The sequence below is a fragment of the Rathayibacter sp. AY1B5 genome (assembly GCF_002932795.1).
Classification (GTDB): domain Bacteria; phylum Actinomycetota; class Actinomycetes; order Actinomycetales; family Microbacteriaceae; genus Rathayibacter.
Map to the genome: position 1 here is coordinate 16,582 of NZ_PSWM01000018.1, position 22,404 is coordinate 38,985.

Below are 22,404 nucleotides of genomic sequence, written 5' to 3' on the forward strand. Positions count from 1 at the left end.
ACGATCCCGCCGAGCGAGTGCTCCGCGCCGTGGAGGGTCAGCAGGTCGGAGGCGCCGGGCCCTCGTCACCGGGGAGCTGCGGGCGGACTAGCCGCGGACGGCCCTCGTGGTCCGTGCGACCGCGTCCTCGACCGCCGCCCGCCGGCCCGCCTCGTCCTCGCGCTCGGACTCGTGGACGAAGACCGCCCCGCCGCGACGGGCGCCGCAGTAGTCGATGATCCCGTGCTGGATCTGCGTGAGCAGCGCCTGCTCGTAGCCGTGCCGTTCGTACGTGCCGGCGGAGTCGCCCGCCACGAGGACCAGGTGGACGGTGAGCCCGCCGAGCTTCCGCCGCGTGCCGTGGACGGGGTCGATGTCGAAGGCCCAGCCGGCGATGAACACCCGGTCGATCCAGCCCTTCAGCAGCGCGGGCATCGACCACCAGTAGACCGGGAAGACGAGCACGAGGTGGTCGACGCCGTCGAGCCGTCGCTGCTCGCGGAGGACGTCGTCGGGGACCGGGCCGACACCGCGGTAGCGGTCCCGGTCGGCCGCGCCGAACCGCGGATCGAAGCCCTCGGCGTCGAGGTCGGCCGCCGCCACACCGTCGGGGCCGAGCTCCTCCGACAGCCGCCGGGCGAGGGCGGCTGTGAGGGAGTCGCGGTCGGGGTGTGCGGTGACGAGGAGGGTGCTCACCGCTCCAGTGAACCGCACCCGCCCTGCGGCACCCCTGGCAGGATGACCCGGTGACTCCGCACCGCTCCCCCCGCCGCCCCGACGTCGTCTCCGTCGAGCTCGTCGGAGGACCGGAGCCGCTCGAGCTCGCCCTGCACGAGTACGACCCCGAGTGGTCCGCCCTGTTCGAGGAGCACCGGCGGCGCATCCTCGACGCGGTCCCGGGCGTGCGGGTCGAGCACATCGGCTCGACCTCCGTCCCGGGCCTGCCGGCGAAGCCGATCGTCGACGTGCTGGTCGTCGTGCCCGACATCACGGCGGAGGAGGACCACGTCGCACCGCTGCTGGCGGCCGGTTACGTCCTCCGCGTCCGTGAGCCCGGGCACCGGCTCGTCCGCACCCCCGAACGGGACGCCCACGTGCACGTCTACGAGGAGGGGCATCCCGCGATCGACGCGTACCTGCTCCTGCGCGACCGGCTCCGCGCCGATCCGGCCGACCGCGAGCTCTACCGCAGCACGAAGGCGTCTCTCCTCCTCCGGCGCTGGGAGGACGGGAACGACTACGCCGAGGCGAAGTCCGCCGTGATCGCGGCCGTCCTCGAGCGCGCGAGATCCTCACGTCGCTGAGATCGATATCCGGAAGAACTGCAGAGCGCTCGCATGCTTCCGAGAGCACGGGTTAGCGTCGAGAAGAGATCGATCTCAGGCCGCGGACCGCCGCGGCGACTCCCCGATGAAGAGGACTCCCGTGAGAAGAAGAATCCTGACCGCCGTCTCCGCCGCGGCCGCCGTCGCCCTGCGTGGCAGTACATCCAGACGATGATGTCGGCGGAGGGTCAGGAGGACCACTTCGCCACCTCCGGCACGTTCCCCGCCGCCACCGCCGCCCTCCAGAGCGACAGCGTCCGCGCCTACACCGATCCGTTCTTCGGCGACTCGGCGATCGGCGAGGTCATCGCGACCTCGGTCGAGGACTTCCCCTCGTTCGTCGACGGCCCCGATACCGGAGCGATCGGCGCCGCGCTCTCGGGCGCACTGGTCGAGCTGGAGGCGGGCAACGTCTCCTCCGCGGACGCCTTCTCGAGCGGGCTCGACAGTGCTCGCCAGGCGGTCGGCGGCTAGGCCGCACCGCACGACCCACCGCCCTCGAGCCCTCCGGCTCGGGGGCGGTCGTCGTCTCCGGGTCCGGCTCATTCGACTAGATGGCAATTCCACTCTAATTGCATTACAGTTTGAAGGAGACGATCCGCCACTGAGAGGATCGCGACCCGGAGGAGCTCCTGTCGAAGCACCTGCTCACCCTCGCCCTCGCCGCCGCGCTCGCCGTCGGCACCCCGCGGCGGGAACCTCGGCCTCCGCGCCGGCCGCCGACTCCGCGCCCCTCCTCCGTCGTCACGCACCCCGGCACGACCGCCCCGACGGGCACTGCGCCGGGCATCCGCCGACCGCTGATCCGAGACGCCCGCCTACGCTGGTGCCATGAACGGCAGCGACGAGAAGGCGAGTACCCCGCGCCCCTACGACTCCCGCAAGCGCCGGGAGAGGGGCGAGGCGGACCGGGCCAGGACTCGAGGACGCATCCTCGACGCGGCCGCAGCCCTCTTCTCGGAGCACGGCTACGCCGCGACGACGATCACGCAGATCGCGCGCACGGCCGGGGTCTCGGTGCAGACCATCTACCTCGCCGTCGGAGCCAAGGCCGACGTCCTGCGGGCCCTGACCGCCGCGAGGACGACGGGCGGGGACTCGGAGGCGGCCGTGACCGACCAGGCATGGGTCGCCGAGATCGCCGCGGAGACCGACCCCGAGCGGCAGCTGCGGCGGCTCGCACGCGAGTCCGTGGCCCTGGCGCACCGGGCGGCGCCGCTCTGGAGCATCATGGCGGGCGCAGCGCAGGACGATCCCGCACTCGCGGAGGACCTCACCCGGCAGAGCTCCGGCCGCCTCGCCGACCAGCAGGCCTTCGCGCGACTGCTGCACGGACCCCTCCGCGACGGCATGAGCACCGAGCGGGCCGGCGACGTGCTCTACGCCCTCGCGAGCCCTCAGCTCTGGAACATCCTGGCCCTCGAGCGCGGCTGGTCGGCGGAGGAGCTCGAGCAGTTCCTCGGCGACGCCCTCACCCGCCTCCTCCTCCCCCCGAGCGATCCCGACCCGACCCCCTGACGCGAGGAGCCGACGTGGCCACCGTCCTGCTGTGCAGCACCCCCCTCTACGGACACGCCGGACCGCTCCTGGCCATCGGGCGGCATCTGGCCGACGCCGGACACCGGGTGATCGCCCTCACCGGCTCCGGCTTCGCGGACGCGGCGCGGTCCGCCGGCCTCGAGTCCGTGCCGCTGCCGGGACGCGCCGACTTCGACGAGCGCGACGAAGCGGGGCTCCTGCCCGACCTGCACCGCTACCGCGGGCTCGCCCTCTCCCGCTACCAGGTGGAGCAGACCTTCGTCGCGACGATCCCCGATCAGTACCGCGGGGTGCGGGCGATCCTCGATCGCGAGCCCGTCGACGTGATCGTCGTCGACTCCCTCTTCGCCGGCGTGCTCCCGCTCCTCGAGGGCGAGCGCTCCGCGCGACCTCCGATCGTGGGCATCGGGATCGGCCCGCTCGTGCAGGTCAGCCGCGACGTCGCTCCGTTCAACACGGCGCTGCCGCCCTCCTCCACACCCCTCGGACGCCTGCGCAACACGGCTCTGAACCTGGTCGTCGCCCGGGTCCTCTTCGCCAGAACCCAGCGGCTCGCCGCCGCGATGGTCGCCGAGGCCTCGGGCGGGACTCTGCGCACCTTCGTCCTCGACCTCACCGCAGCCTTCGACCGATTCGTGCAGCTGGGGCCGGCGGAGTTCGAGTACCCGCGGTCGGATCTCAGCGCGGACGTCGTCTTCGCCGGTCCCGTCCCGCCGGCTCCGTCCGCCGCCGCCCTCCCCTCCTGGTGGAGCGACCTCGACGGCTCCCGCCCGGTCGTGCACGTCACGCAGGGCACCCTGGACAACCACGACTTCGGCAAGCTCGTCCGGCCGACGCTCGACGCGCTCGCGGAGGAGGACGTGCTCGTCGTCGTCAGCACCGGCCGCTCCCCGGTCGCCGGGCTCGGGCCGCTCCCTGCGAACGCGCGGGCGGCGGAGTTCCTCCCCTACGACCGGCTGCTGCCGCTCACGGCGGCCGTGGTCACCAACGGCGGCTTCGGCGGCACCCTCCTGGCCCTCCGCCACGGTGTGCCCCTCGTCGTGGCGGGCGCTGCGGAGGACAAGCCCGAGGTCGCGGCGCGCGTGGCCTACGTCGGCGCCGGCATCGACCTCCGCACCGGTCGTCCGAGCGCCGAGGCGCTGCGAGCGGCGGTGGCCCGGGTGCTGGGCGAACCGTCCTACCGCTCGCGCGCTCAGGCGATGGCGGCGGCGATCGCCCGCTACTCCCCCCTGGACGTCGTCGACGGAGTCCTGGCCGAGCTCCTCGAGGGCTGGTGACCTCAGGCCTGTAGGTCACTTCCTACGGCTAGTAGGATGACCTCGTGCCCCGCCGCTCCCTCACCTCCTCCGCCGTGATCGCCCGGGCCGCCGCGATCGCCGATGCCGACGGCCTCACGGCCGTGACCCTGGCCGCGGTCGCCCGCTCACTGGACGTGCAGACGCCGAGCCTCTACACGCACGTCCGCGATCTCGCAGCCCTCCGCGACGGCATCACCGTCCTCGCCCTCGGCGAGCTCTCCGACCGCATCGCCGCTGCGATCGCCGGGCGCTCGGCCCGGGGGGCGCTCGACGGGTTCGCCACCGCTCACCGCTCCTTCGCCCGCGAACGGCCGGGCCTCTGGGAGTCGCTGCAGCGCACTGCGGGCCCGGACGCGGTCGCCGCCCCGGCCGCCCGTCGCGTCGTGCAGCTCACCGACGCGGTCCTCCTCGGCTACGCGATCCCCGCCGAGGACCGGGTGCACGCCGTCCGGGTCCTGGGCGCCGCGCTGAACGGCTTCCTCACCCTCGAGCGCCTGGGGAGCTTCGCCCACAGCAGCCCGCCCGCCGCGCAGTCGTGGGGCGAGCTCCTCGACTCCCTGCACTTCCTCCTCAGCCACTGGACCCGCCGGAAGGACTCCCCCGCATGATCAGCACCCCCCTCACCGAGCGGTTCGTCCACGGCGCGATCGAGCTGGAAGCCGTGCCGCGAGGGGTCCGGCCGCACCGACTCCCCCGCCGGGCCCGCGAGCGCGACGCCGACGCGCAGCTCCTTCTGATGGAGGCGCAGCCCTCGGGCGTCCGGATCTCCTTCCTCACCCGGGCCCGGCGGGTCGAGCTCGACGTGCACGCCACGCGCGTCGCCTACCGCGGGCTGCCCCGGCCTCGCGGCGCGATCGACGCACTGGTCGACGGCACGGTGGCCGCCTCGCAGGAGCTGACCGGAGGCGACGCGATCGAGCTCGACCTCGCGACCGGCGGCCGGGACCTGATCCCCGGTCTCCTCGACACCGTCGCGCTGGAGCTCCCCGACGGGCCGTCCCTCGTGGAGCTGCTGCTCCCGCACAACGAGGCGGTCGACCTCGTCGCTCTGCGCTCGGACGCACCGCTCGATCCGGCGCCGCTCACCGGCCCGGTCTGGCTGCACCACGGCAGCTCGATCAGTCAGGGCTCGAACGCGGCGCGGCCGTCCGGGATCTGGCCGGCCGTCGCCGCCCGGGCGAGCGGCGCCCGCCTGGTGAACCTCGGCTTCGGCGGGAGCGCCCTCGCCGACCCCTTCACCGCGCGCCTGATGCGGGACACCCCGGCCGACCTGATCAGCGTCGCACTCGGCATCAACCTCGTGAACCTCGACGGCATGCGCCGCCGCACCCTCGGGCCCGCGGTGCACGGCTTCCTCGACACGATCCGCGAGGGCCACCCCGCCACGCCGCTCCTCCTGATCACTCCTGTGTTCTGCGGGATCCACGAGGACACCCCCGGACCGGGTGCCGTCGATCCCGCCTCCTTCGCGACGGGGGCGCCGCGCTTCACCGCGACGGGAGAGCCCGGCGACACCGCGACCGGACGGCTCACCCTGCGGGTGGTCCGCGAGGTGCTGGCCGAGGTCGTCGCGGCGCGCTCCGACGACCCGCTGCTGCGACCGCTCGACGGACTCGCGCTCTACGGAGCCGAGGACGCCGAGCGCCTTCCGCTCCCGGACGGTCTCCACCCGGACGCGGAGACGCACGAGCTGATCGGCCGCCGGTTCGCGGAGCTCGTCTTCGGGCAGGGCGGGGCGTTCGCAGCGCAGGGCTGAGCGGCCGCGGACCCGGCGGCGGCGAGGTCGAGGCCGATCGACGGAGCGCTGCGGCGGCAGCACGGGGATGTTGACGTCGACACAGGCGCGTGGAAGCCTGATGTTTGCGTGAACATACGCGAAGTCCCCGGTGCAAAGGAGCACAGCATGACGTCTCGACCACGAACGGCCGCCGCAGCGGTGGCCGCGCTGCTCGTCGCAGCACTCCTGGGAACAGGAGCGCAGTCGGCCTCGGCCGCCGTGGCGACGGATCCGAACGACGGAGTGCCCCGCACCTCGACGCCCGTGACCTACACCGACTACCCGGCGGTCCAGGACCCGGGCAGCACCGCGGCCGGCTACTTCCAGCCCTCCTGGTACGACACCGACGGCCGCCACATCCAGGCGCACGGCGGCCAGATCGTCACCGTCGAGGAGGGCGGGCAGCAGGTCCAGTACTGGTACGGCGAGGACCGCACGAAGGGCTACTGGAACAGCCCCGGAGTCGCGGTCTACCGCTCCACCGACGGCCACAACTGGGAGAACGAGGGCACCGCGCTCCGCAGTGTCTCGGCTCCGGCCGACCTCGAGGCCCCCTACTTCGACGCGCTCTACGACACCGTCGACGACTCCGGAGCCCCTCGCGCCGACCGCATCACGGAGCTCGACCACCACCTCGACACGACGCAGGCCTCGCCGAACACCGCCATCTTCGAGCGCCCCAAGGTCCTCTTCAACGAGAAGACCGGCAAGTGGGTCATGTGGTGGCACTCCGACGGCCGCACCACCCCGGGCGGCAGCACCTACGCGCGCTCGATGGCGGGAGTCGCCGTCTCGGACAGCCCGACCGGGCCCTTCACGCTCCAGGGCGTCTACCGCCTCTACAACCGCACGGACTACAAGGCCTGCACCACCTCCGCCGTGCCCGGGCAGGCGCGGGACATGACCGTCTTCCAGGACGAGGACGGCACCGCGTACATCTCCTACTCCTCCGAGGAGAACTACTCGCTCTACGTGGCGAAGCTCGACGCCGACTACACCAACGTCGAGCGGACCACCACGACCGACACCCTCGACGCGGACCAGTACTCGGCGGACGGGACGTACCCCTACGTCTTCGCCGACGGTGCGGCCGGAGCACCGGTGCGCGGCACCGACTTCCAGATCGTCAAGGAGTGCGGACACCTCGAGGCGCCCGCGATCTTCGCCAACGGCGGCAAGTACTACACGATCGCCTCCGGGGCGACCGGCTGGGCGCCGAACCCGCAGACCTACTACACCGCCGACTCGATCCTCGGCGCGTGGACCCGCGGAGTCGAGAAGGGCGACGCGAACGAGAACGTCGCCTACAACGCGATCCCGGAGGGCGGCGACGGCCTGCTCTCGATCGGCGACTCCCGCAAGACGACCTTCGGCTCGCAGTCGACGAACGTCCTCACCCTCGCTCCCGGCAAGTACGTCTACATGGGCGACCGCTGGAACGAGGGGAAGTCGGACTCGACCTACGTCTGGCTCCCGATGACGGTCGGCGAGAACGGCCGCCTCGAGATGCGGAACCCGGCTCAGGAGGACCCGGCGCGCTGGGGATCCGGCTGGGACCTCTCCTACTGGGACGACAAGGGGGTCGGCGAGGGCGTCTGGTCGGTCGTGGACGCTCGACTGCCGAAGCAGGTCCGCCGCGGTGCCGACATCGCCGCCGCGCTCCCCTCGACGGTCTCGGTCTCGAGCAACGGCTCGACCCGCGACGTCGCTGTGACCTGGGCCGCCCCCGGCCCCGCCGAGCTCGGCACGGTGCAGGTGACGGGCACGCTCGCCGCCGACGCCGGATTCTCCTCCGGCCGCCGCTTCACCCGCACGATCGAGGTGGCCGAGCCGGGCATCGCGAACCTCGCTCCCGGAGCGTCCGTCGCGGTCTCGAGCCGCACGGACCTCGCCGGCGAGCTGATCGACGGCGACGTGGCGGGCAAGGGTTGGGACGACTGGTCCTCGGCCGGCTACCCGCGCGACAGCCGCCTCTCCTTCTCCTGGGGCTCGGCGCAGAACCTCGACTCGGTGACGGTCACCACCTACAAGGACGGTGCGACCGCCACCTGGCCCTCGCGGATCGAGGTCGAGTACCAGGTGAACGGCGCGTGGACGACCTCCTCGGTCGCCACCACCCTCAGCCAGGTCGGGACCGGATCCGCACCGACGGCGATCCTCGACCTGTCCTCCCTGCCCGACACCACCGGCCTCCGCCTCCACCTCACCAGCGCGGCGAACACGTGGCAGTCGATCTCGGAGGTGCAGATCTGGGGCACTGCGCCGCCGACGAACGTCTGCCGCGTCCCCGGAGCCGCGGTCTCGGCGTCGTTCAGCCAGACGAAGTACGCGACCCTTCCCGCGAAGAACGCCTGCGACGGCAACGTGGGCACCCCCTGGTCGACCTGGACCGACGGCACCTTCGCCGGCAGCGCCGAGTTCACGCTGACGAACACCGAGGCGCACCGCGTCGCCGGGCTCACCTTCACCAACGCCGAGGGCACCCTGGCGTCGGTGAGCGTCGCCTACCGCGCCCAGGACGGCACGTGGAAGCCGACCACCGCGCAGAACATCGCTCCGGCGGCGAACGGCTCGCTGACCACGATCCCGTTCGCGGCGGTCTCGGCCACCGGCCTGAAGCTGACCTTCTCCACGCCGGGCTCGTTCCTCAAGATCGGCGAGATCGTCGTCCCCGAGGCGGCCGCGCCGGCGCTGACGGCGCCGGTGACCGTGACGTCCCGCTGCGTCGCCGGGAAGGCGGTGCTGACCGTCCTCGCGAAGAACGGCGGCACCGCTCCGATCGACGTCGCGATGACCTCGGCCTACGGCTCGAAGACGGTCACCGCGGTGGCTGCGGGCGCGAGCGGATCGGCCGCGTTCACCACCCGCCTGGCGAGCATGCCGGGCAGCCAGGTGACGATGACCGCCACGGCGGGCTCCGAGACCCTCACGCAGACGGTGGCCTACCCGGCCCGCGTCTGCTGAGCACGCGGCGACCGGTCGACCGGTCGTGACGGAGGAGGGAGTGCCCGCGGGCGCTCCCTCCTCTGCGTCTGCGGCGCATCATCCGGCGCGCAGGGCGAGCGCGGGCTCGATGCGCGCGGCCCGGAGGGCGGGGGCGACGGCCGAGACCGCGCCCGCTCCGATCCCCGCCACGACTCCCGCCGCGGCGCTGAGCGGGTCGAGCACCGGCGCCCAGCCCTGCGCGGCGCTGAGCACGGCGGTCGCGAGGACCCCCAGAGCCAGGCCCGAGACGGCGCCCGCGGCTCCGATCACCGTCCCCTCGGCGAGGAAGAGCGCCCTGATGTCGGACCGTGTCGCTCCGACGGCCCGCCGCAGCGCGATCTCGCGGGTGCGCGCCGAGACGGCGAGGAACATCGAGGTCGCACTCGTCAGGCAGACCAGCACGAGCAGGAGCAGCGACACGAGGAGGAGGTTCGCGGCGAGGTCGCTGCTCACGCCCCGGCTGAGCAGCCGCAGGTCGGCGACCGTCTGGACGACCGAGCGCTCGGGGTGGGCGGCGTCGACGGCGAGAGGGACGGACTCGGCGATCGCCGCGGGCCGGCCGGGTGCGGTGCGGGCGACCACCGAGGGCTCGGCCCGGTCCGGCACCTCCAGATCGGTCAGCGAGACGAGGATCGACTCCGAGAGCGCCGGATCGCGCTGCGAGGACTCGATGAAGCCGGCCACGACCACGGGTGCTCCCGCGATCCGGACGGTGTCGCCCGTCCTGCCGACGGGGATCCCGAGGTCGGCCGCCGCTCCTGCGCCCAGCAGGGCGACGGGACTTCCGTCGGCCGCGTCGAGCCAGTCGGAGGAGGTCGAGGGACGGGTGGTGACGAGCTCGACGTCGAGGAACGCCCGGTCGACGGCGATCACCGCGGCGTCGGTGGTGACGACGGAGGAGGCGACCCAGCGCTCCGGGTGCGCGACCGCCGCCGGAACGGTCAGGCGGGCGCTCGCCGCCTCGACTCCGCGGAGACCGCCGATGTCCGTGGCCGCCTCCCGCAGCTGAGGCAGGGTCGTCTCGGCCGGCAGACGCACCGTGATCTGGTCGAGGGCCGCGGCGTCCAGCCGTGCCGAGATCTGCTGCGCCGCGGTCGCGCTCATCCCGACCGAGGTCACCAGCCCGGCGACAGCGAGGACGAACGCGGCGAGGATCCCGAGGGTCCGGCCGGGCGAGAGCAGCAGCGACGACACCGCGTCGGCGAGGTGCGGTGCGCGTCGGCGGCGCGCCGCTGCCGACGGAGCCGCGTCGGCGGGATCCCCGCCGGAGGAGTCCTCCCCGGTCCCGGCCGCGCCCGAGTCGTCGACCACTCGTCCGTCCTCGAGGCGGAGCCGGCGCTGGGCGTGCGCCGCCACCTCCGGAGAGTGCGTGATGAGCACGATCGTCACGCCCGTGCGGTGCAGCGCGGACAGCACCCCCAGGACGGCGTCGGCGGTCGCGGAGTCGAGGTTCCCGGTCGGCTCGTCCGCCAGGATCACAGCCGGTCGGCCGACGACGGCGCGCGCGATCGCGACGCGCTGCCGCTCGCCTCCGGAGAGCGTGCCCGCGCGCTGATCCGCGAGCGGGAGGAGCTCGACACCCTCCAGCGCCTGCGCGACCGGTTCGCGCTGGTCCCCCGTCCGCTCGCCTCGCGTCCGGAGCGGGAGCGCCGTGTTCCGGGCGACCGTCTCCTGGGGCAGGACGAAGGAGTCCTGGAACACGAAGCCGAACGTCCGGGAGCGCAGAGCGTCGCGCTCCCGCTCCGGGAGCGACGCCACGTCGACGCCTGCGACGCGGTACTCCCCCTCGTCCGCCGAGTCGAGGAGCCCGAGGACGTTCAGCAGCGTCGACTTGCCGGCGCCGGAGCGTCCGACGATCGCCACGAACTCGCCTGCGCGGACATCGAGGTCGAGCCCTGTGAGCGCGCCCGCCGATCCTCCACCGGCGTAGCGGCGAGCGACGCCGCGCAGCGACAGCAGCGGCGCGGTCACGGAGTCACCACGAGCGTGTCGCCCGCGGCGGGTCCCGTCGACTCGTCGAGCCTCGCCCAACCGTCGCCCACTCCGAGCACGGTCACCGGAACCTCCTCGCCCCTCGTGTACCGGGAGGACCGGCCGATCACGACGAACGGAGCGGTGGAGGCCTGGTGGACCGCCGTCAGGGGCACGGCGAGGACGGGGTCTCCGGCCGTCGCCGCGGCGACGACGACGGACGCCCTGTCGCCCAGATCGGCCCAGTCCGCGGGCAGGTCGAGGAACAGGTCGCGGCCGGCGGCGCTCCCCGCGGTACCGTCCGCGGCGACGAAGTCCCCCTGTCGCGCGACGGTCCCCGATCGCTCGGGCCGGCCGTCCGCGTGGAGCACGACCGGCGTCCCCGCCTGAAGCGCCTCGGCGTCGAGCACGGTCGCCCGGGCGACGATGCGCCGCGGGCTCGTCTGCAGGACCGCGAGCGGTTCCGCAGTGGTCGCGGTCGCTCCCACGGCGAGCGCCGAGAGCACGGAGACCGAGTCGGACTCCAGCTGCACGATCTGCGTCACGTCGACGAAAGGCCTCGTGAGCGCGGCGGGGGGCGCCGTGGCAGTGGGAGCCGGCGTCGCACGCGGATCCGACGATCCGCCCTCAGGTGACGCGACGCTCTCGGTCGGGAGCCGGTAGCCGCGCTCGCGCCACAGCTCGTCGGCGGCAGCGACGGTCGCCTCGGTCACGGCGCCGTCCACAGCGAAGTCCGCGTCGGAGAGCGTGCTGAGCGCCTCCTCGAACGCCTCCGCGTCCGCCCCCGAGTCGCCGACGTGCAGATCGCGGTACAGCGGAGCCGCGACCCGGAGGCCGAGGAGCGGTCGGCCTGCGACCGCCAGCAGCAGACCGCCGCTGGCGAGGGTTCCGCCCTGAGGGGTCCCCACCTCCGTCACGTAGGGCAGCACCGCGGGCGCGCTGACGCCCGCGAACGGGACGGTCCGGGTGTCACCCGGGTCGACGACGCCCTGCACCGTCCGCGGCGGCACGATGGAGCGCCGCTCCACCTCGACCTCGACCGGGGGCGGCGGCTGCTCGGCCGCGGTGTCGAGGTCGTCGGAGGATCGGAGCGAGGCTCCCACTCCCACTCCGACGGCTCCGACGAGGAGGACGGTCACGAGGAAGGCCGCGAGCGCTCGCGGCCGGGCGACGGCGGGCAGGCGCACCGATCCGTGATGGTCGGCCACGGCTCAGCGCCCGTGCCGCGCGATGACGGCGTCGGCGCGCTCCAGGACCGCGCGCTCCTTCTTCGCCACCTCGTCCAGCTCGGCGCGATGCCCGTCGATCAGCGCCGCCTGGTACTGCGCCTGCAGCGAGCTCAGCGTCTCGACGAGCCGGGTGTCTACTTTGCACTGCACGTCCTGCACCGCCGTCCGGATCGCCGCCTCGGGGTCATCGGGCACCTGGGGCGACCAGGGCTGCTCGCTGTCGGTGCGGAGCTGCAGTCCGTGCGCGACCAGGCACTCGCCCCATCGGGCGCGCGCCTGGTCCCACCGGGGATCCGCCGATGCGAGGCGCCCGGCGTCGTTCGTGATCGCCTGCGGCAGCTGAGTGATCTCCATCCCCTCGTCGGCCGCGTAGTCGCGTCCCAGGCCGGGCAGGGTCTCGACCCGGTCCTCGCACGCGCTCATCGCGTCCTCCCACCCCGGATCGGCGGCGGCGGCGGCCTCGAGGACCGCCGCACTCGCCGCCTCGACGGCCGCCGCGGGAGGCGTGTCGAAGCCGTACCCGGAACGGGCCGCGCGCTCGGGGCTCCAGATGCCGAAGGTCGTCTCCGTGACGACGGCGGACCGGGCGAGGTCGTACGCCGCCGACGGGTCCGTCCGGCCGCCCTCCCGCATGCAGTCGTCCCGCAGCAGGGCATTGGCCTGCACGATCCGGCCGAGGCCCTCTGCGTCGATGAAGTACGCGTCGATCGGATAGGTCATCAGCTCGTTCGTCCGATCGAGGACGGCGTGCACCTCCGAGTAGTCGCTGATGTCGAGACGCTCGTCGACGGGTGCCCCAGCGGGAGCGCACCCGGCCATCGGCAGCAGCACGGCGAGCGCCACGGGAGCAGCGCGGAGTCCCGTACGGCGGACGCGAGCCCGGGTGCCGGATCGCGGCTCGGCGGTCACGCCGCCGCTCCGTGCCGGGCGATGACGGCGTCGGCGCGCTCGAGGACCTCGCGCTCCTTCTCCGCCACCTCGTCCAGCTCGGTCCGGTGCCGGTCGATCAGAGCGGCCTCGTACTGCGACCGGAGCGAGGTCAGCTTCTCGATGAGGCGCGTGTCCACCTTGCATTGCACGTCGACGACGGCGGTCCGGATCGCGGCCTCCGGATCATCCGGGATCTCGGGCCCCGAGGCGTGCGGCTCCGCAGGATCGAACCGGAGTCCGTGCTCTTCCGAGCAGCGGATCCATTCGGAGCGGGCCTCCTCCCATCGGGGGTCGGCCGAGGAGAGCATTCCTGCGTCGTGAAGGACGTCGTAGGCCGGCCCTGCGACCGCTCGGGCGGCGTCGCTCCCGGAAGAGCGTCCGAGATGGGGCAGGCGCTCGATCGACTCGTCGCAGGCATCCGTCGCCGCACCCCACCCCGGATCGGCGTCTCCTCGAGCGATGGACGCCTGGTTCGCCGCTTCCAACGGTGCATCCCCAGAGTCGTCGAAGCCGTACCCCAGCCTGGCCGCCCGCTCGGGGCTCCAGATGCCGAAGGACGTGTCGGGACGGGGTGGGAGCGCCGTCAGGTCGACCTCCGCGGGCGGGAAGGAACGGCCGCTCGCCCGGAGGCACTCCCCGAAGAGGAGGTTGTTCGCCTGGTCGATCCGGTTCAGCGCCTTCTCGTCGAGGAAGTACGCGTCCATCGGCGTCCTGATCGACTCCGTCGCAGGGTCGAGGACCGCGTGGACGTCGGCGTAGGGGCCGAGGTCGAGATCGGGCGCCGGCGGAGGTCCACTCTGAGAAGCACACCCGGCGGTGAGGAATGCGGTCGCGCACGCGGCGATGATGGCCGCCCCGCGGAATGACGGTCGGACGACGGCCATGGAACTCTTTTCAGGAGGCGCTGAGGATGTGTCGGATCTTACGCCCATACGGGGATGGCCGGGCCCGCTGGCGCGCTCCGCGGCGCTCCACCCGGAAGCGGGGGTGCAGAGCTCTTCGCGCTCCTGGTAGGAATCACATGCGGGCGCATCGCAGAGCCCGCAGAACTGGACCGTCCGTGACCCGCACCACCCGCGCTCTCGCCGCGTTCGTCCCGACGACGGCCCTCGTGCTCTCCGTGGTGTTCGCCTCCGCCGCACTCGCGCCCGAGGCGATGACCGCTCCGGAAGCGGCGTCGACCCCGACCGCGACCTCGCCCGCGGACGACACGGGGTCGACTGCGGACCCCTCCGTTCCCGGCGCGGGATCCGGCGCCTCCGACCGCCGCTCCTCGAGCCCCTCCTCCGCGGACCCCGTCGAGCCCGCGCAGCCGACGACAGGCTCCTCCCCCGCGGACCGGCCCACCGCAGACCGGCCCGCCGACTCCCCCTCCGCCACCGCGCCCGACGCCGCCGATCCGCTCACCGGCGAGGACCCGGCTCGCACCGCACCCCTGCTGCACGACCTCGACGGCGTGGACGTCGACGTCGACATCACCCCTCCCGCGCAGCCCGGCTCCCTCTCGCTCTCGGTCGCCGCCGACGCCGTCGACCTCGTCGAGGCCGGATCCACGGCTGTGCAGCGCCGATTCACCGGCGGGCTGCCCCAGGTCACCGTCACCGACTCGCGGAGCGGCTCCCCGACGGCCTGGTACGTCCTCGCCTCGGCGAGCGCCCTCACCAGTGCGAGCGCGTCGATCGGAGCCGACCACCTCGGCTGGACCCCGCGGGTCCTCACCGGCACCGGCGCCGCCGCCGGCGGGCCGGTCGCCTCGGCACTCGAGGGCGGCACGGGCCTGCGCGACGCGCTGCTGCTCGGAGCCGCCGGCGGAGCCGGCACCTGGAGCGCCGACGCCGAGCTGCGGCTGCTCGCCGAACCCGACGTGGAGCCGGGCTCCTACCACTCGACGATCACGCTGTCGCTGTTCGCCTAGGCGCCGGCCGGCGCATCGCCCGGGGACGACGCTCCGCGGTCACTCCTGAGCGACCGCGACCGCCACCACGAGCGCCGAGTGGACCGTGGGCTCCGAGACGGCGAAGTACCGGCTCGAGCCCTCGATCCACGCCTCCGTCGCGCCCTCCCGGGTGCGGAAGCGGATCGGCTCGTCGCTGGACGTCCCGCGCCCGTCGGCCTTCGCGACCGCCTGCGAGCGCAGATCGGCGAGCACCTGCTCCGCCGTCGTCACCCCGGAGGCCACCCGATCGCGGACGCTGCGGGCGCGCACCGCGTCGATCCCGATGTCGCGGCCGGTCGCCAGCGCCGCGACGACTGCGCCGTCGCAGTGCGCGATGCTGATCCGCATCCGCTCCAGCGCCGGATGCTCGCCGCGGAGCGCCGGCCGGCCGTGCGGACCGGAGCAGCGCTCGCAGCGCGCGTCCACCGCGACCTCGAGCGGGTCGATCCCGAGCGTCTCGGCGGCCAGCTCGCGCACGAGCACCCGGCCCAGGAGGAAGCTGTCGCGGACCTCACGCCGCCCCGTCGCCTCGTACCGGAGGCGCTCGGCGAGGGTGAGCAGGCGCAGCATCCGGTGGCGGGCGGAGTCGAGGACCTCGGGCCGCGCCCAGCGCAGCTGCACGTCGTCGGTGGCGAGGAGGGGGAGTCCGGTCATGCCCCGGACGCTACGCACGCCAGGCGACATCGGCGTGACGGGAGGGTGGCCGGAGGGAGACGGGCCGCTGTTGACTGGGAGGCGTGCAGACCTTCCTCCCCTACCCCGACTTCCACCGCAGCGTCCGCGCCCTCGACAGCAAGCGGCTCGGCAAGCAGCGCGTCGAGACGCTGCAGGTCATGCGGGCGCTGACCGTCCCGGGGTACGGCTGGCAGAACCACCCCGTCACGCGGATGTGGCGGGGCTACCGGCCGGCGCTGATGACCTACCAGCGCGAGACCTGCGCGGAGTGGACGGAGCGCGGCTTCGCCGACACGTGCCTCGTGAAGACCGAGGAGGCCCTCGCCGCCGCCCCGGAGGATCTCGCCGCCTACCTGACCGGCGACCACCCGCTCCCGCCGTGGTTCGGCGACGAGCGGCTGCACCTCTCGCACCGCTCCAAACTCGTGACCAAGGACGAGGACCACTACGGCCCGCTGTTCCCCGGCACGCCGCCGGGCCTCGACTACCTCTGGCCCGTCGGCGCCTGAGCTCAGGCCGCGGGTGGGCGCAGGAACGGGATCGCGATGCGCGGCCGGAACACCTCGCGCTGGTTCGCCTTCACCAGTCCGCAGATGATCAGCACGAAGTGCACCAGCCAGAGCACGGCGAACAGCGTGATCGGGATGCCGATCGGGTAGAAGTCCTTCGCGAGCGGGGTGTCGGAGGCGGCGAAGAGCAGCACGACGTGCGCACCGAGCGTCACGACTCCGATCAGGATCACGGTCAGCCCCCAGTTCGCCGCGTTCCGCGCGTTCTCCGCGGCGAGCCCGCCCTTCCTCCGGGCGGAGGGGTACACGGACGCCATGACGATGCCGCCCACGATCAGGCTGAGGAACGGGATCCCGATGAACGCGAGGAAGCCGAGAGCGTACGAGAGGGCGCCCGTGGGCGGTGCGGGGACGACCTGCGGGGGCGCGACCGGAGCGGCCTCCGAGGTCGTCGCGTCGGCCGGTCGGGGGTCGGAGGAGGGGCTCGCCATGCCGACAGCCTAGGGAACGCCGTCGCCCGGGTGGCGGTCAGGGTCTTTTCAGGCCTCTGGCCGGGCCTTCGTCTTCGGGGGCTCTCGGGTTAGTCTGTCGAGGTTGACCTGCCGCACGGAGCGTGCAGGGCGTCGGCCGCGGTCGTCGCAGCATCCGGGGGGATTCGCGAAGGAGAAGGTTTGGCGTCCGACAGAAGGATCACCGGTGGTGTGGTCAAGGCGATCGTGGGCTTCCTGGGCATGAGCGTCGTGGCCGGAGTCCTCGTGACCGTCACCGTCACCCCCGCCGTGGCGCTCGCCGGCGTCGCCGCGAACCAGTCGATCGGCGTCTTCGACGGACTGCCCGACTACCTCGAGGTCGACAAGCTCTCCGAGAAGAGCAACATCTACGCGACCGGCTCCGACGGATCCCCGCAGCTGCTCGCCTCCTTCTACGTCGAGAACCGCGTCGAGGTGCCGCTCGACCGCATCGCCCAGGCCGCCAAGGACGCCGCCGTCTCGGGCGAGGACCCCCGCTTCTACGACCACGGCGGAGTCGACCTCCCCGGCACTCTCCGCGCCGTCGCGCAGACCTACGTGCTCGGCAACGACGTGCAGGGCGGTTCCTCGATCACCCAGCAGTACGTGAAGAACGTGCTCGTCGAGAAGGCCGTCCGCAACATCTCGGACGACGCCGAGCGCGCGGCCGCGATCGACGAGGCCACCCGCACCTCCCCCGAGCGCAAGCTCCGCGAGATGAAGCTCGCCATCGGCCTCGAGAAGCAGTACACGAAGGACCAGATCCTCCAGGGCTACCTCAACATCGCGTTCTTCGGAGGCACCACCTACGGCCTCGAGACCGCCGCGAACTACTACTATGCGACCTCGGCCGCGGATCTCTCGATCGCTCAGGCCGCGAGCCTCATCGCGATCGTCAACAACCCGGCCGTCCTGCGGATCGACCAGCCCGACAATCCGGACAACGGCGCCGCGAACGGCTACGCCCGCAACAAGGACCGCCGCGACTACATCATCGGCAAGATGCTCGAGGAGGGGAAGATCTCGCAGGAGGACCACGACGCCGCCGTGGCCACTCCGATCGAGCCCCGCATCACCCAGCCCAGCACCGGCTGCTCGACCGCGGGCAACGCCGGCTTCTTCTGCGACTACGTCACCAACGTCCTGAAGAACAACGAGATCTTCGGCGCCGACGAGGACACCCGCTGGACCAACTTCCGCCGCGGCGGCCTCGACGTCTACACGACGCTCGACGTCGGCCTGCAGGACGCGGCCGTCGCCGCCGTCGACGCGCAGGTCCCGCAGACCTGGAACTTCGACGTCGGGGCCGTCTCGGTCAGCGTCGAGGTCGGATCCGGGCGCGTGCTCGCGATGACCCAGAACAAGAAGTACTCGCAGGATCCGGACGTCCTCACGACCGACCCGTCCTACAGCGCCGTGAACTACAGCACCGATCAGGCCAACGGCGGATCCTCCGGGATCCAGCCGGGCTCGACCTACAAGCTCTTCACCCTGGTGGAGTGGCTGAAGGAGGGCCACAGCATCAACGAGTCGGTCGACGGCACCCGCAAGTCCACCTGGGGCACCTTCACGGACTCCTGCGTCGCCGGCGGCACCGACACGAGCAACGAGACGAGCGCCAAGAACGACGAGGGCGGCACGGGCGAGGTCGGCACCCCGGTGTCCTTCACCAAGACCTCCCTCAACACCGGCTTCGTCGGCATGGCCCGTGAGCTCGACCTGTGCGGCATCCGCGACACCGCGGTCGACATGGGCGTGAAGCAGGGCAGCGGCGAGGAGCTCGAGCACAACCCGTCGTCGGTGCTCGGCACCAACTACGTCTCGCCCCTCTCGATGGCCGGCGCCTTCGCCACCATCGCCTCCGGCGGCACGACCTGCGACCCCGTCGCGATCGACCGCATCACCGACTCGGCCGGAGCCGACCAGCCGGTGCCCCCGGCGAACTGCCGCCAGTCGATCGACCGCAACGTGGCCGCCACCGCGGCCGTCGCCCTGCAGGCGACCTTCACCGGCGGAGGGACGGCCGTGGCCTCCCGCACCGGCGACGGGGTGCCGCTGATCGGCAAGACCGGCACCACCGACGACGCGAAGGCCACCTGGATGACCGGAGCGAGCACCCGCGTCGCGACCGCCGTCGGCGTGTTCAACGTGAAGGGCGACGCGAACCTGCGCCTCGGCCGCTACTCCTTCGACTCCGGATCCGCCGCCACCGCGCGCCACCGCATCTGGCCGGTCGTGATGCGCGCCGCCGACGCGAAGTACGGCGGCACCGACTTCCCGGAGGCCGACGGCTCGCTGCAGGTCGTCCCGAAGGTGGACATCCCGGACGTCGTCGGGCTCTCCTCCGCCGACGCCGAGGCCAAGCTCGAGGCTGCCGGCTTCGGCGTCGTCCAGGGCGGCACGGAGGCGAGCGACGCAGCGGTCGGGACGGTCACCCGCGCCGACCCGTCGGGCTCGGCCCCCCGGGGCACCGCGATCACCGTGTTCACCAGCTCCGGCGACCAGAAGATCGTGCCGAACGTGACGGGCCAGGATCTGGAGGCCGCGAAGAACGCCTTCGGCGCCGCCGGCTTCACGAAGATCACGCTCGCCTGCGCCGAGGACCCGAAGGCGCCCGACGCCGGCCAGGTCACCGGGCAGGAGCCGGCCGGCGGCTCCCCCGTCGCTCCGGACGCCACGCTGAAGGTGACGATCACCGCGAAGAAGTGCCCCTGACCGGCGCCTGACGGCTCGCGAGAACGCGTCCGGCCCGCGAGGATCCTCGGATCCCGCGGGCCGGACGCGTTCTCGTCGGACGGCGGCGTCGGAGCCGGGGGCTACTGCCCGCGGCCCCGGATCGCGCCGACGATCGCGACGGTCGCGAAGTAGACGATGAGGGCCAGCACGCCGAACGAGGCGAGCGCCCCGCTGGCCTCGGCCCAGGGCCGCCGCTCGTCCGTCATCGTGCCGGGCATGACGATGTCGAGGGCGAACATGCCCACCGCCAGGGCGAAGCAGACCAGGCTCAGCACGAGCAGCGCCCGGACCGCCTTGCCCACGGGGTCGTAGTAGCGCGGGTTCGACATCGTGCCTCCGGTTCTCGTGCTCTCGTGTCTATCCCGCCCGGACCGCTGTGGCAAGCCGTGGGGATGCGAAGACCCCCGTCCCTCCCCCGCCGCGGGCGCTGCTCGCGGGAGGAGGAGGGACGGGGGTCCGAGCGGGACCGGCTACGCGGCCAGCGGGAGTGCGGCGGCCGAGGTCACCAGCAGCTCGCCGCCGACGGCGTCGACGCGGACCGCGCCTCCGTCGGAGACCTCGCCGCTGACGAACAGGTCGGCGATCCGGTCGTCGATGGAGCGCTGCACGAGCCGGCGCAGGGGCCGGGCACCGTACTGCGGCTCGTAGCCGTTCTCGGCGAGCCAGTCGACGGCCGCCTCCGTCACCTCGAGCGTCACCTCGCGGGGGGCGAGGCGGGAGCGCGTGGTGTCGAGGACGATGCCGACGATCTCCCGCAGCTGCTCGCGGCCGAGGCGGCGGAACAGGACGATCTCGTCGATCCGGTTGAGGAACTCGGGCCGCATCGCCTCGCGGAGACGGCCCATGACGCGGTCGCGCAGGTCCTTCTCCGAGGCGAAGCCCTCGGCCGACGCGTCGCTTTGAGCGACGAAGCCGAGCGCACCCGACCGCGAGGCCAGGAACTCCGACCCGAGGTTCGAGGTCATGATGATCACCGTGTTGCGGAAATCGACCGTCCGGCCCTGGCCGTCGGTCAGGCGTCCATCATCGAGCACCTGCAGCAGCAGGTTGAACACGTCGGGGTGCGCCTTCTCGATCTCGTCGAAGAGGACCACCGAGTACGGGTTCCGGCGCACGCGCTCGGTCAGCTGACCGGCCTCGTCGTAGCCGACGTACCCGGGAGGGGCGCCGACCAGCCGCGAGACCGTGTGACGCTCGCCGAACTCGCTCATGTCGAAGCGGATCACCGACTGCTCATCGGCGAAGAGCGAGCCCGCGAGGGTGCGCGCCAGCTCCGTCTTGCCGACACCGGTCGGGCCGAGGAACAGGAACGAGCCGACGGGACGTGAGGAGTCGCCGAGGCCGGTGCGGCTGCGGCGGACGGCCCGGGCGACCGCGGTGACCGCGTCGTCCTGGCCGATGACCCGCTGGTGCAGCTCGGTCTCGAGGTGCGCGAGGCGCTCGCGCTCCCCCTCCGTGAGCCGCGACACCGGGATGCCGGTGGCGCGGGCGATGACGGCCGCGATCTCGGTCTCGCCGACCACCGCCTCCGCGGGGGCGCTGCCGGTGGCCGCGTCGAGCTCCGCCTGCACGGCGGTGATCTCGTCGCGGACGCGGGACGCCTCCTCGTAGTGCTCGGCCGAGACGGCCGCGTTCTTGTCGGCCTCCAGGGTCGCCAGACGCTCGAGCAGAGCGCCGGTGTCGACGCCCGCTCCCAGGCGGAGGCGGAGGCGCGCGCCGGCCTGGTCGATCAGGTCGATCGCCTTGTCCGGCAGCACGCGGTCGGTGAGGTACCGGGCCGAGAGCTCGACCGAGGCGCGCAGGGCCTCGTCCGTGAAGCGCACGCGGTGGTGCTCCTCGTAGGCGGGGCGCAGACCGTGCAGGATGGCGACCGCGTCCTCGATGCCGGGCTCCCCGACGCGGACCGGCTGGAAGCGCCGCTCCAGTGCCGGGTCCTTCTCGATGGTGCGGTACTCCTTGAGCGTGGTGGCGCCGACCAGGTGCAGCTCGCCCCGGGCCAGACGCGGCTTGAGGATGTTGCCCGCGTCCATGCCGCCCTCGCCGCCTCCGCCCGCACCGACGACGGTGTGGACCTCGTCGATGAAGACGATCAGCTCGCCGGCGTGCGCCGCGATCTCGTCCATGGTGCCGGTGAGGCGCTCCTCGAAGTCGCCGCGGTAGCGGGTGCCGGCCAGCATGCCGGGGAGGTCGAGCGAGATCACGCGCTTGCCGCGCAGCTGCTCGGGGACCTCTCCCGAGACGATCGCGCGGGCCAGGCCCTCGACGATCGCGGTCTTGCCGACGCCGGCCTCGCCGACGAGCACCGGGTTGTTCTTGGTGCGGCGGCTGAGGATCTCGACGGTCTGCTCGATCTCGTCGGTGCGCCCGATGACCGGGTCGAGCCGGCCCTCGCGGGCGAGAGCAGTGAGGTCGGTGCCGAACCTGTCGAGCATCGGGGTGTCGGAGGAGGGCTCCCCCGCCTCCTGCTGCTGCGGGGCCTCGGCCTCGCGCATGCCCTGGGTGAGGGCCTCGGCGGTGACGCCGGCCCGGGCGAGGACCTGCCCGGCGGGCGCGTCCTGGCCGAGCACGAGCGCGAAGAAGAGGTGCTCGGGCTCGATGTAGGTCGAGCCGCTGGAGCGGGCGACCTGGTAGGCGTGGAACAGCGCGCGCTGCGCGCTGGGGGTGATGGTGGCCGCGTTCTGCGAGGCGTGGGCCTCGTCGGCCTGCGGGAGGCGCGCCTCCGCGGCGGTGGCGATGGCGGCGGGGTCGACGCCGATGCGGCGCACGGCCTGCGAGACGGTCTCATCGTCGATGAGCACGCGGAGCACGTGCAGGGCGTCGAGCTCGGTCTGGCCGCGCTCGAGGGCGAAGCGTCCTGCGGACTGCAGGATGTCGCGGGTACGGGCGGTGAGGAATCGGCTGAGGTCGATCGACCGCGCCGCGCGGGCGCGCTCACCGTCGAGGTAGCGGGCGAGGAAGTCGTCGAACGAGCTCGCTCCGGCCTCGCTGTAGTTGTCGGGCACCTGT

The 22,404-nt window shown here is 73.0% G+C and carries 19 protein-coding genes; 10 read left to right on the forward strand and 9 right to left on the reverse strand.

The features are described 5' to 3' along the window. Positions 1-87: 87 nt before the first annotated feature. On the reverse strand, positions 88-675 hold the full coding sequence (locus tag C5D44_RS11830) for an NAD(P)H-dependent oxidoreductase (protein ID WP_104281746.1): 588 nt from the start codon (positions 673-675) through the stop codon (positions 88-90). Positions 676-725: 50 nt separating this feature from the next. On the opposite strand from C5D44_RS11830, the gene C5D44_RS11835 reads away from it, so the two are divergent. From C5D44_RS11835 to C5D44_RS11865, 7 genes are all read left to right on the forward strand, one after another. Then, positions 726-1,283 (forward strand): GrpB family protein, encoded by a 558-nt coding sequence (locus tag C5D44_RS11835; RefSeq protein WP_104276707.1) that lies wholly within the window; start codon positions 726-728, stop codon positions 1,281-1,283. 192 nt (positions 1,284-1,475) lie between these two features. Then, positions 1,476-1,778 carry a hypothetical protein gene (locus C5D44_RS11840; protein WP_146082536.1) on the forward strand — a complete coding sequence of 101 codons (303 nt, stop codon included), beginning with the start codon at positions 1,476-1,478 and terminating at the stop codon, positions 1,776-1,778. Between the two features lie 357 nt (positions 1,779-2,135). Further along, entirely contained in the window at positions 2,136-2,822 is a 687-nt protein-coding gene (locus C5D44_RS11845) for a TetR/AcrR family transcriptional regulator (protein ID WP_104276709.1), read from the forward strand. A gap of 14 nt (positions 2,823-2,836) precedes the next feature. Next, positions 2,837-4,120 (forward strand): glycosyltransferase, encoded by a 1,284-nt coding sequence (locus tag C5D44_RS11850; RefSeq protein WP_104281747.1) that lies wholly within the window; start codon positions 2,837-2,839, stop codon positions 4,118-4,120. 44 nt (positions 4,121-4,164) lie between these two features. After that, positions 4,165-4,749, forward strand: a complete 585-nt coding sequence (locus C5D44_RS11855) for a TetR-like C-terminal domain-containing protein (RefSeq protein WP_104281748.1) — start codon at positions 4,165-4,167, stop codon at positions 4,747-4,749. Further along, complete coding sequence (locus C5D44_RS11860; RefSeq protein WP_104281749.1) at positions 4,746-5,897, forward strand: GDSL-type esterase/lipase family protein; 1,152 nt, start codon at positions 4,746-4,748, stop codon at positions 5,895-5,897. Before C5D44_RS11855 ends, C5D44_RS11860 begins: the two co-directional genes overlap by 4 nt. A 147-nt stretch (positions 5,898-6,044) precedes the next feature. Beyond that, positions 6,045-8,882 (forward strand): discoidin domain-containing protein, encoded by a 2,838-nt coding sequence (locus C5D44_RS11865; RefSeq protein WP_104281750.1) that lies wholly within the window; start codon positions 6,045-6,047, stop codon positions 8,880-8,882. A gap of 78 nt (positions 8,883-8,960) precedes the next feature. Here C5D44_RS11865 and C5D44_RS11870 read toward each other — a convergent pair whose 3' ends face one another. From C5D44_RS11870 to C5D44_RS11885, 4 genes are read right to left on the reverse strand one after another with little or no spacing between them, the layout of a single operon-like run. Beyond that, entirely contained in the window at positions 8,961-10,874 is a 1,914-nt protein-coding gene (locus C5D44_RS11870) for an ABC transporter ATP-binding protein/permease (protein ID WP_146088039.1), read from the reverse strand. Then, positions 10,871-12,082 (reverse strand): hypothetical protein, encoded by a 1,212-nt coding sequence (locus C5D44_RS11875; RefSeq protein ID WP_104281752.1) that lies wholly within the window; start codon positions 12,080-12,082, stop codon positions 10,871-10,873. The genes C5D44_RS11870 and C5D44_RS11875 overlap by 4 nt, the downstream gene beginning before the upstream one ends. Positions 12,083-12,085: 3 nt before the next feature. Next, positions 12,086-13,012 carry a hypothetical protein gene (locus C5D44_RS11880; protein WP_104281753.1) on the reverse strand — a complete coding sequence of 309 codons (927 nt, stop codon included), beginning with the start codon at positions 13,010-13,012 and terminating at the stop codon, positions 12,086-12,088. Next, entirely contained in the window at positions 13,009-13,917 is a 909-nt protein-coding gene (locus C5D44_RS11885; RefSeq protein WP_146088040.1) for a hypothetical protein, read from the reverse strand. Before C5D44_RS11885 ends, C5D44_RS11880 begins: the two co-directional genes overlap by 4 nt. Positions 13,918-14,093: 176 nt before the next feature. Between C5D44_RS11885 and C5D44_RS11890 the strand changes: the two genes are divergently transcribed. Beyond that, positions 14,094-14,948, forward strand: coding sequence for a hypothetical protein (locus C5D44_RS11890; protein WP_104281755.1), 855 nt, complete (start codon positions 14,094-14,096; stop codon positions 14,946-14,948). A gap of 39 nt (positions 14,949-14,987) precedes the next feature. Here the strand turns inward: C5D44_RS11890 and C5D44_RS11895 are convergent, their stop codons facing one another. Beyond that, positions 14,988-15,623: a 4'-phosphopantetheinyl transferase superfamily protein gene (locus tag C5D44_RS11895; RefSeq protein ID WP_104281756.1), complete on the reverse strand. Its 636-nt coding sequence runs from the start codon at positions 15,621-15,623 to the stop codon at positions 14,988-14,990. A gap of 83 nt (positions 15,624-15,706) precedes the next feature. Here C5D44_RS11895 and C5D44_RS11900 point away from each other — a divergent pair, with 83 nt between their 5' ends. Then, entirely contained in the window at positions 15,707-16,153 is a 447-nt protein-coding gene (locus C5D44_RS11900; protein ID WP_104281757.1) for an MSMEG_6728 family protein, read from the forward strand. Positions 16,154-16,155: 2 nt separating this feature from the next. On the opposite strand, the gene C5D44_RS11905 is transcribed toward C5D44_RS11900, so the two are convergent. Beyond that, positions 16,156-16,644 (reverse strand): DUF4870 domain-containing protein, encoded by a 489-nt coding sequence (locus tag C5D44_RS11905; protein WP_104281758.1) that lies wholly within the window; start codon positions 16,642-16,644, stop codon positions 16,156-16,158. Between the two features lie 180 nt (positions 16,645-16,824). On the opposite strand from C5D44_RS11905, the gene C5D44_RS11910 reads away from it, so the two are divergent. After that, the gene (locus tag C5D44_RS11910; protein WP_258067962.1) at positions 16,825-19,377 is read left to right on the forward strand and encodes a transglycosylase domain-containing protein; all 2,553 of its coding nucleotides are present in this window, start codon (positions 16,825-16,827) and stop codon (positions 19,375-19,377) included. 101 nt (positions 19,378-19,478) lie between these two features. Here C5D44_RS11910 and C5D44_RS11915 read toward each other — a convergent pair whose 3' ends face one another. Then, complete coding sequence (locus C5D44_RS11915) at positions 19,479-19,727, reverse strand: hypothetical protein (RefSeq protein ID WP_104224361.1); 249 nt, start codon at positions 19,725-19,727, stop codon at positions 19,479-19,481. Positions 19,728-19,868: 141 nt separating this feature from the next. Next, positions 19,869-22,400 (reverse strand): ATP-dependent Clp protease ATP-binding subunit, encoded by a 2,532-nt coding sequence (locus C5D44_RS11920; RefSeq protein WP_104281759.1) that lies wholly within the window; start codon positions 22,398-22,400, stop codon positions 19,869-19,871. Positions 22,401-22,404 lie beyond the last annotated feature (4 nt).

Coding starts and splice junctions, on each gene's coding strand:
- C5D44_RS11895 (WP_104281756.1), bottom strand. CDS start 15,623: ATGACCGGACTCCCCCTCCTCGCCACCGACGACGTGCAGCTGCGCTGG.
- C5D44_RS11845 (WP_104276709.1), top strand. CDS start 2,136: ATGAACGGCAGCGACGAGAAGGCGAGTACCCCGCGCCCCTACGACTCC.
- C5D44_RS11915 (WP_104224361.1), bottom strand. CDS start 19,727: ATGTCGAACCCGCGCTACTACGACCCCGTGGGCAAGGCGGTCCGGGCG.
- C5D44_RS11885 (WP_146088040.1), bottom strand. CDS start 13,917: ATGGCCGTCGTCCGACCGTCATTCCGCGGGGCGGCCATCATCGCCGCG.
- C5D44_RS11865 (WP_104281750.1), top strand. CDS start 6,045: ATGACGTCTCGACCACGAACGGCCGCCGCAGCGGTGGCCGCGCTGCTC.
- C5D44_RS11840 (WP_146082536.1), top strand. CDS start 1,476: ATGATGTCGGCGGAGGGTCAGGAGGACCACTTCGCCACCTCCGGCACG.
- C5D44_RS11905 (WP_104281758.1), bottom strand. CDS start 16,644: ATGGCGAGCCCCTCCTCCGACCCCCGACCGGCCGACGCGACGACCTCG.
- C5D44_RS11860 (WP_104281749.1), top strand. CDS start 4,746: ATGATCAGCACCCCCCTCACCGAGCGGTTCGTCCACGGCGCGATCGAG.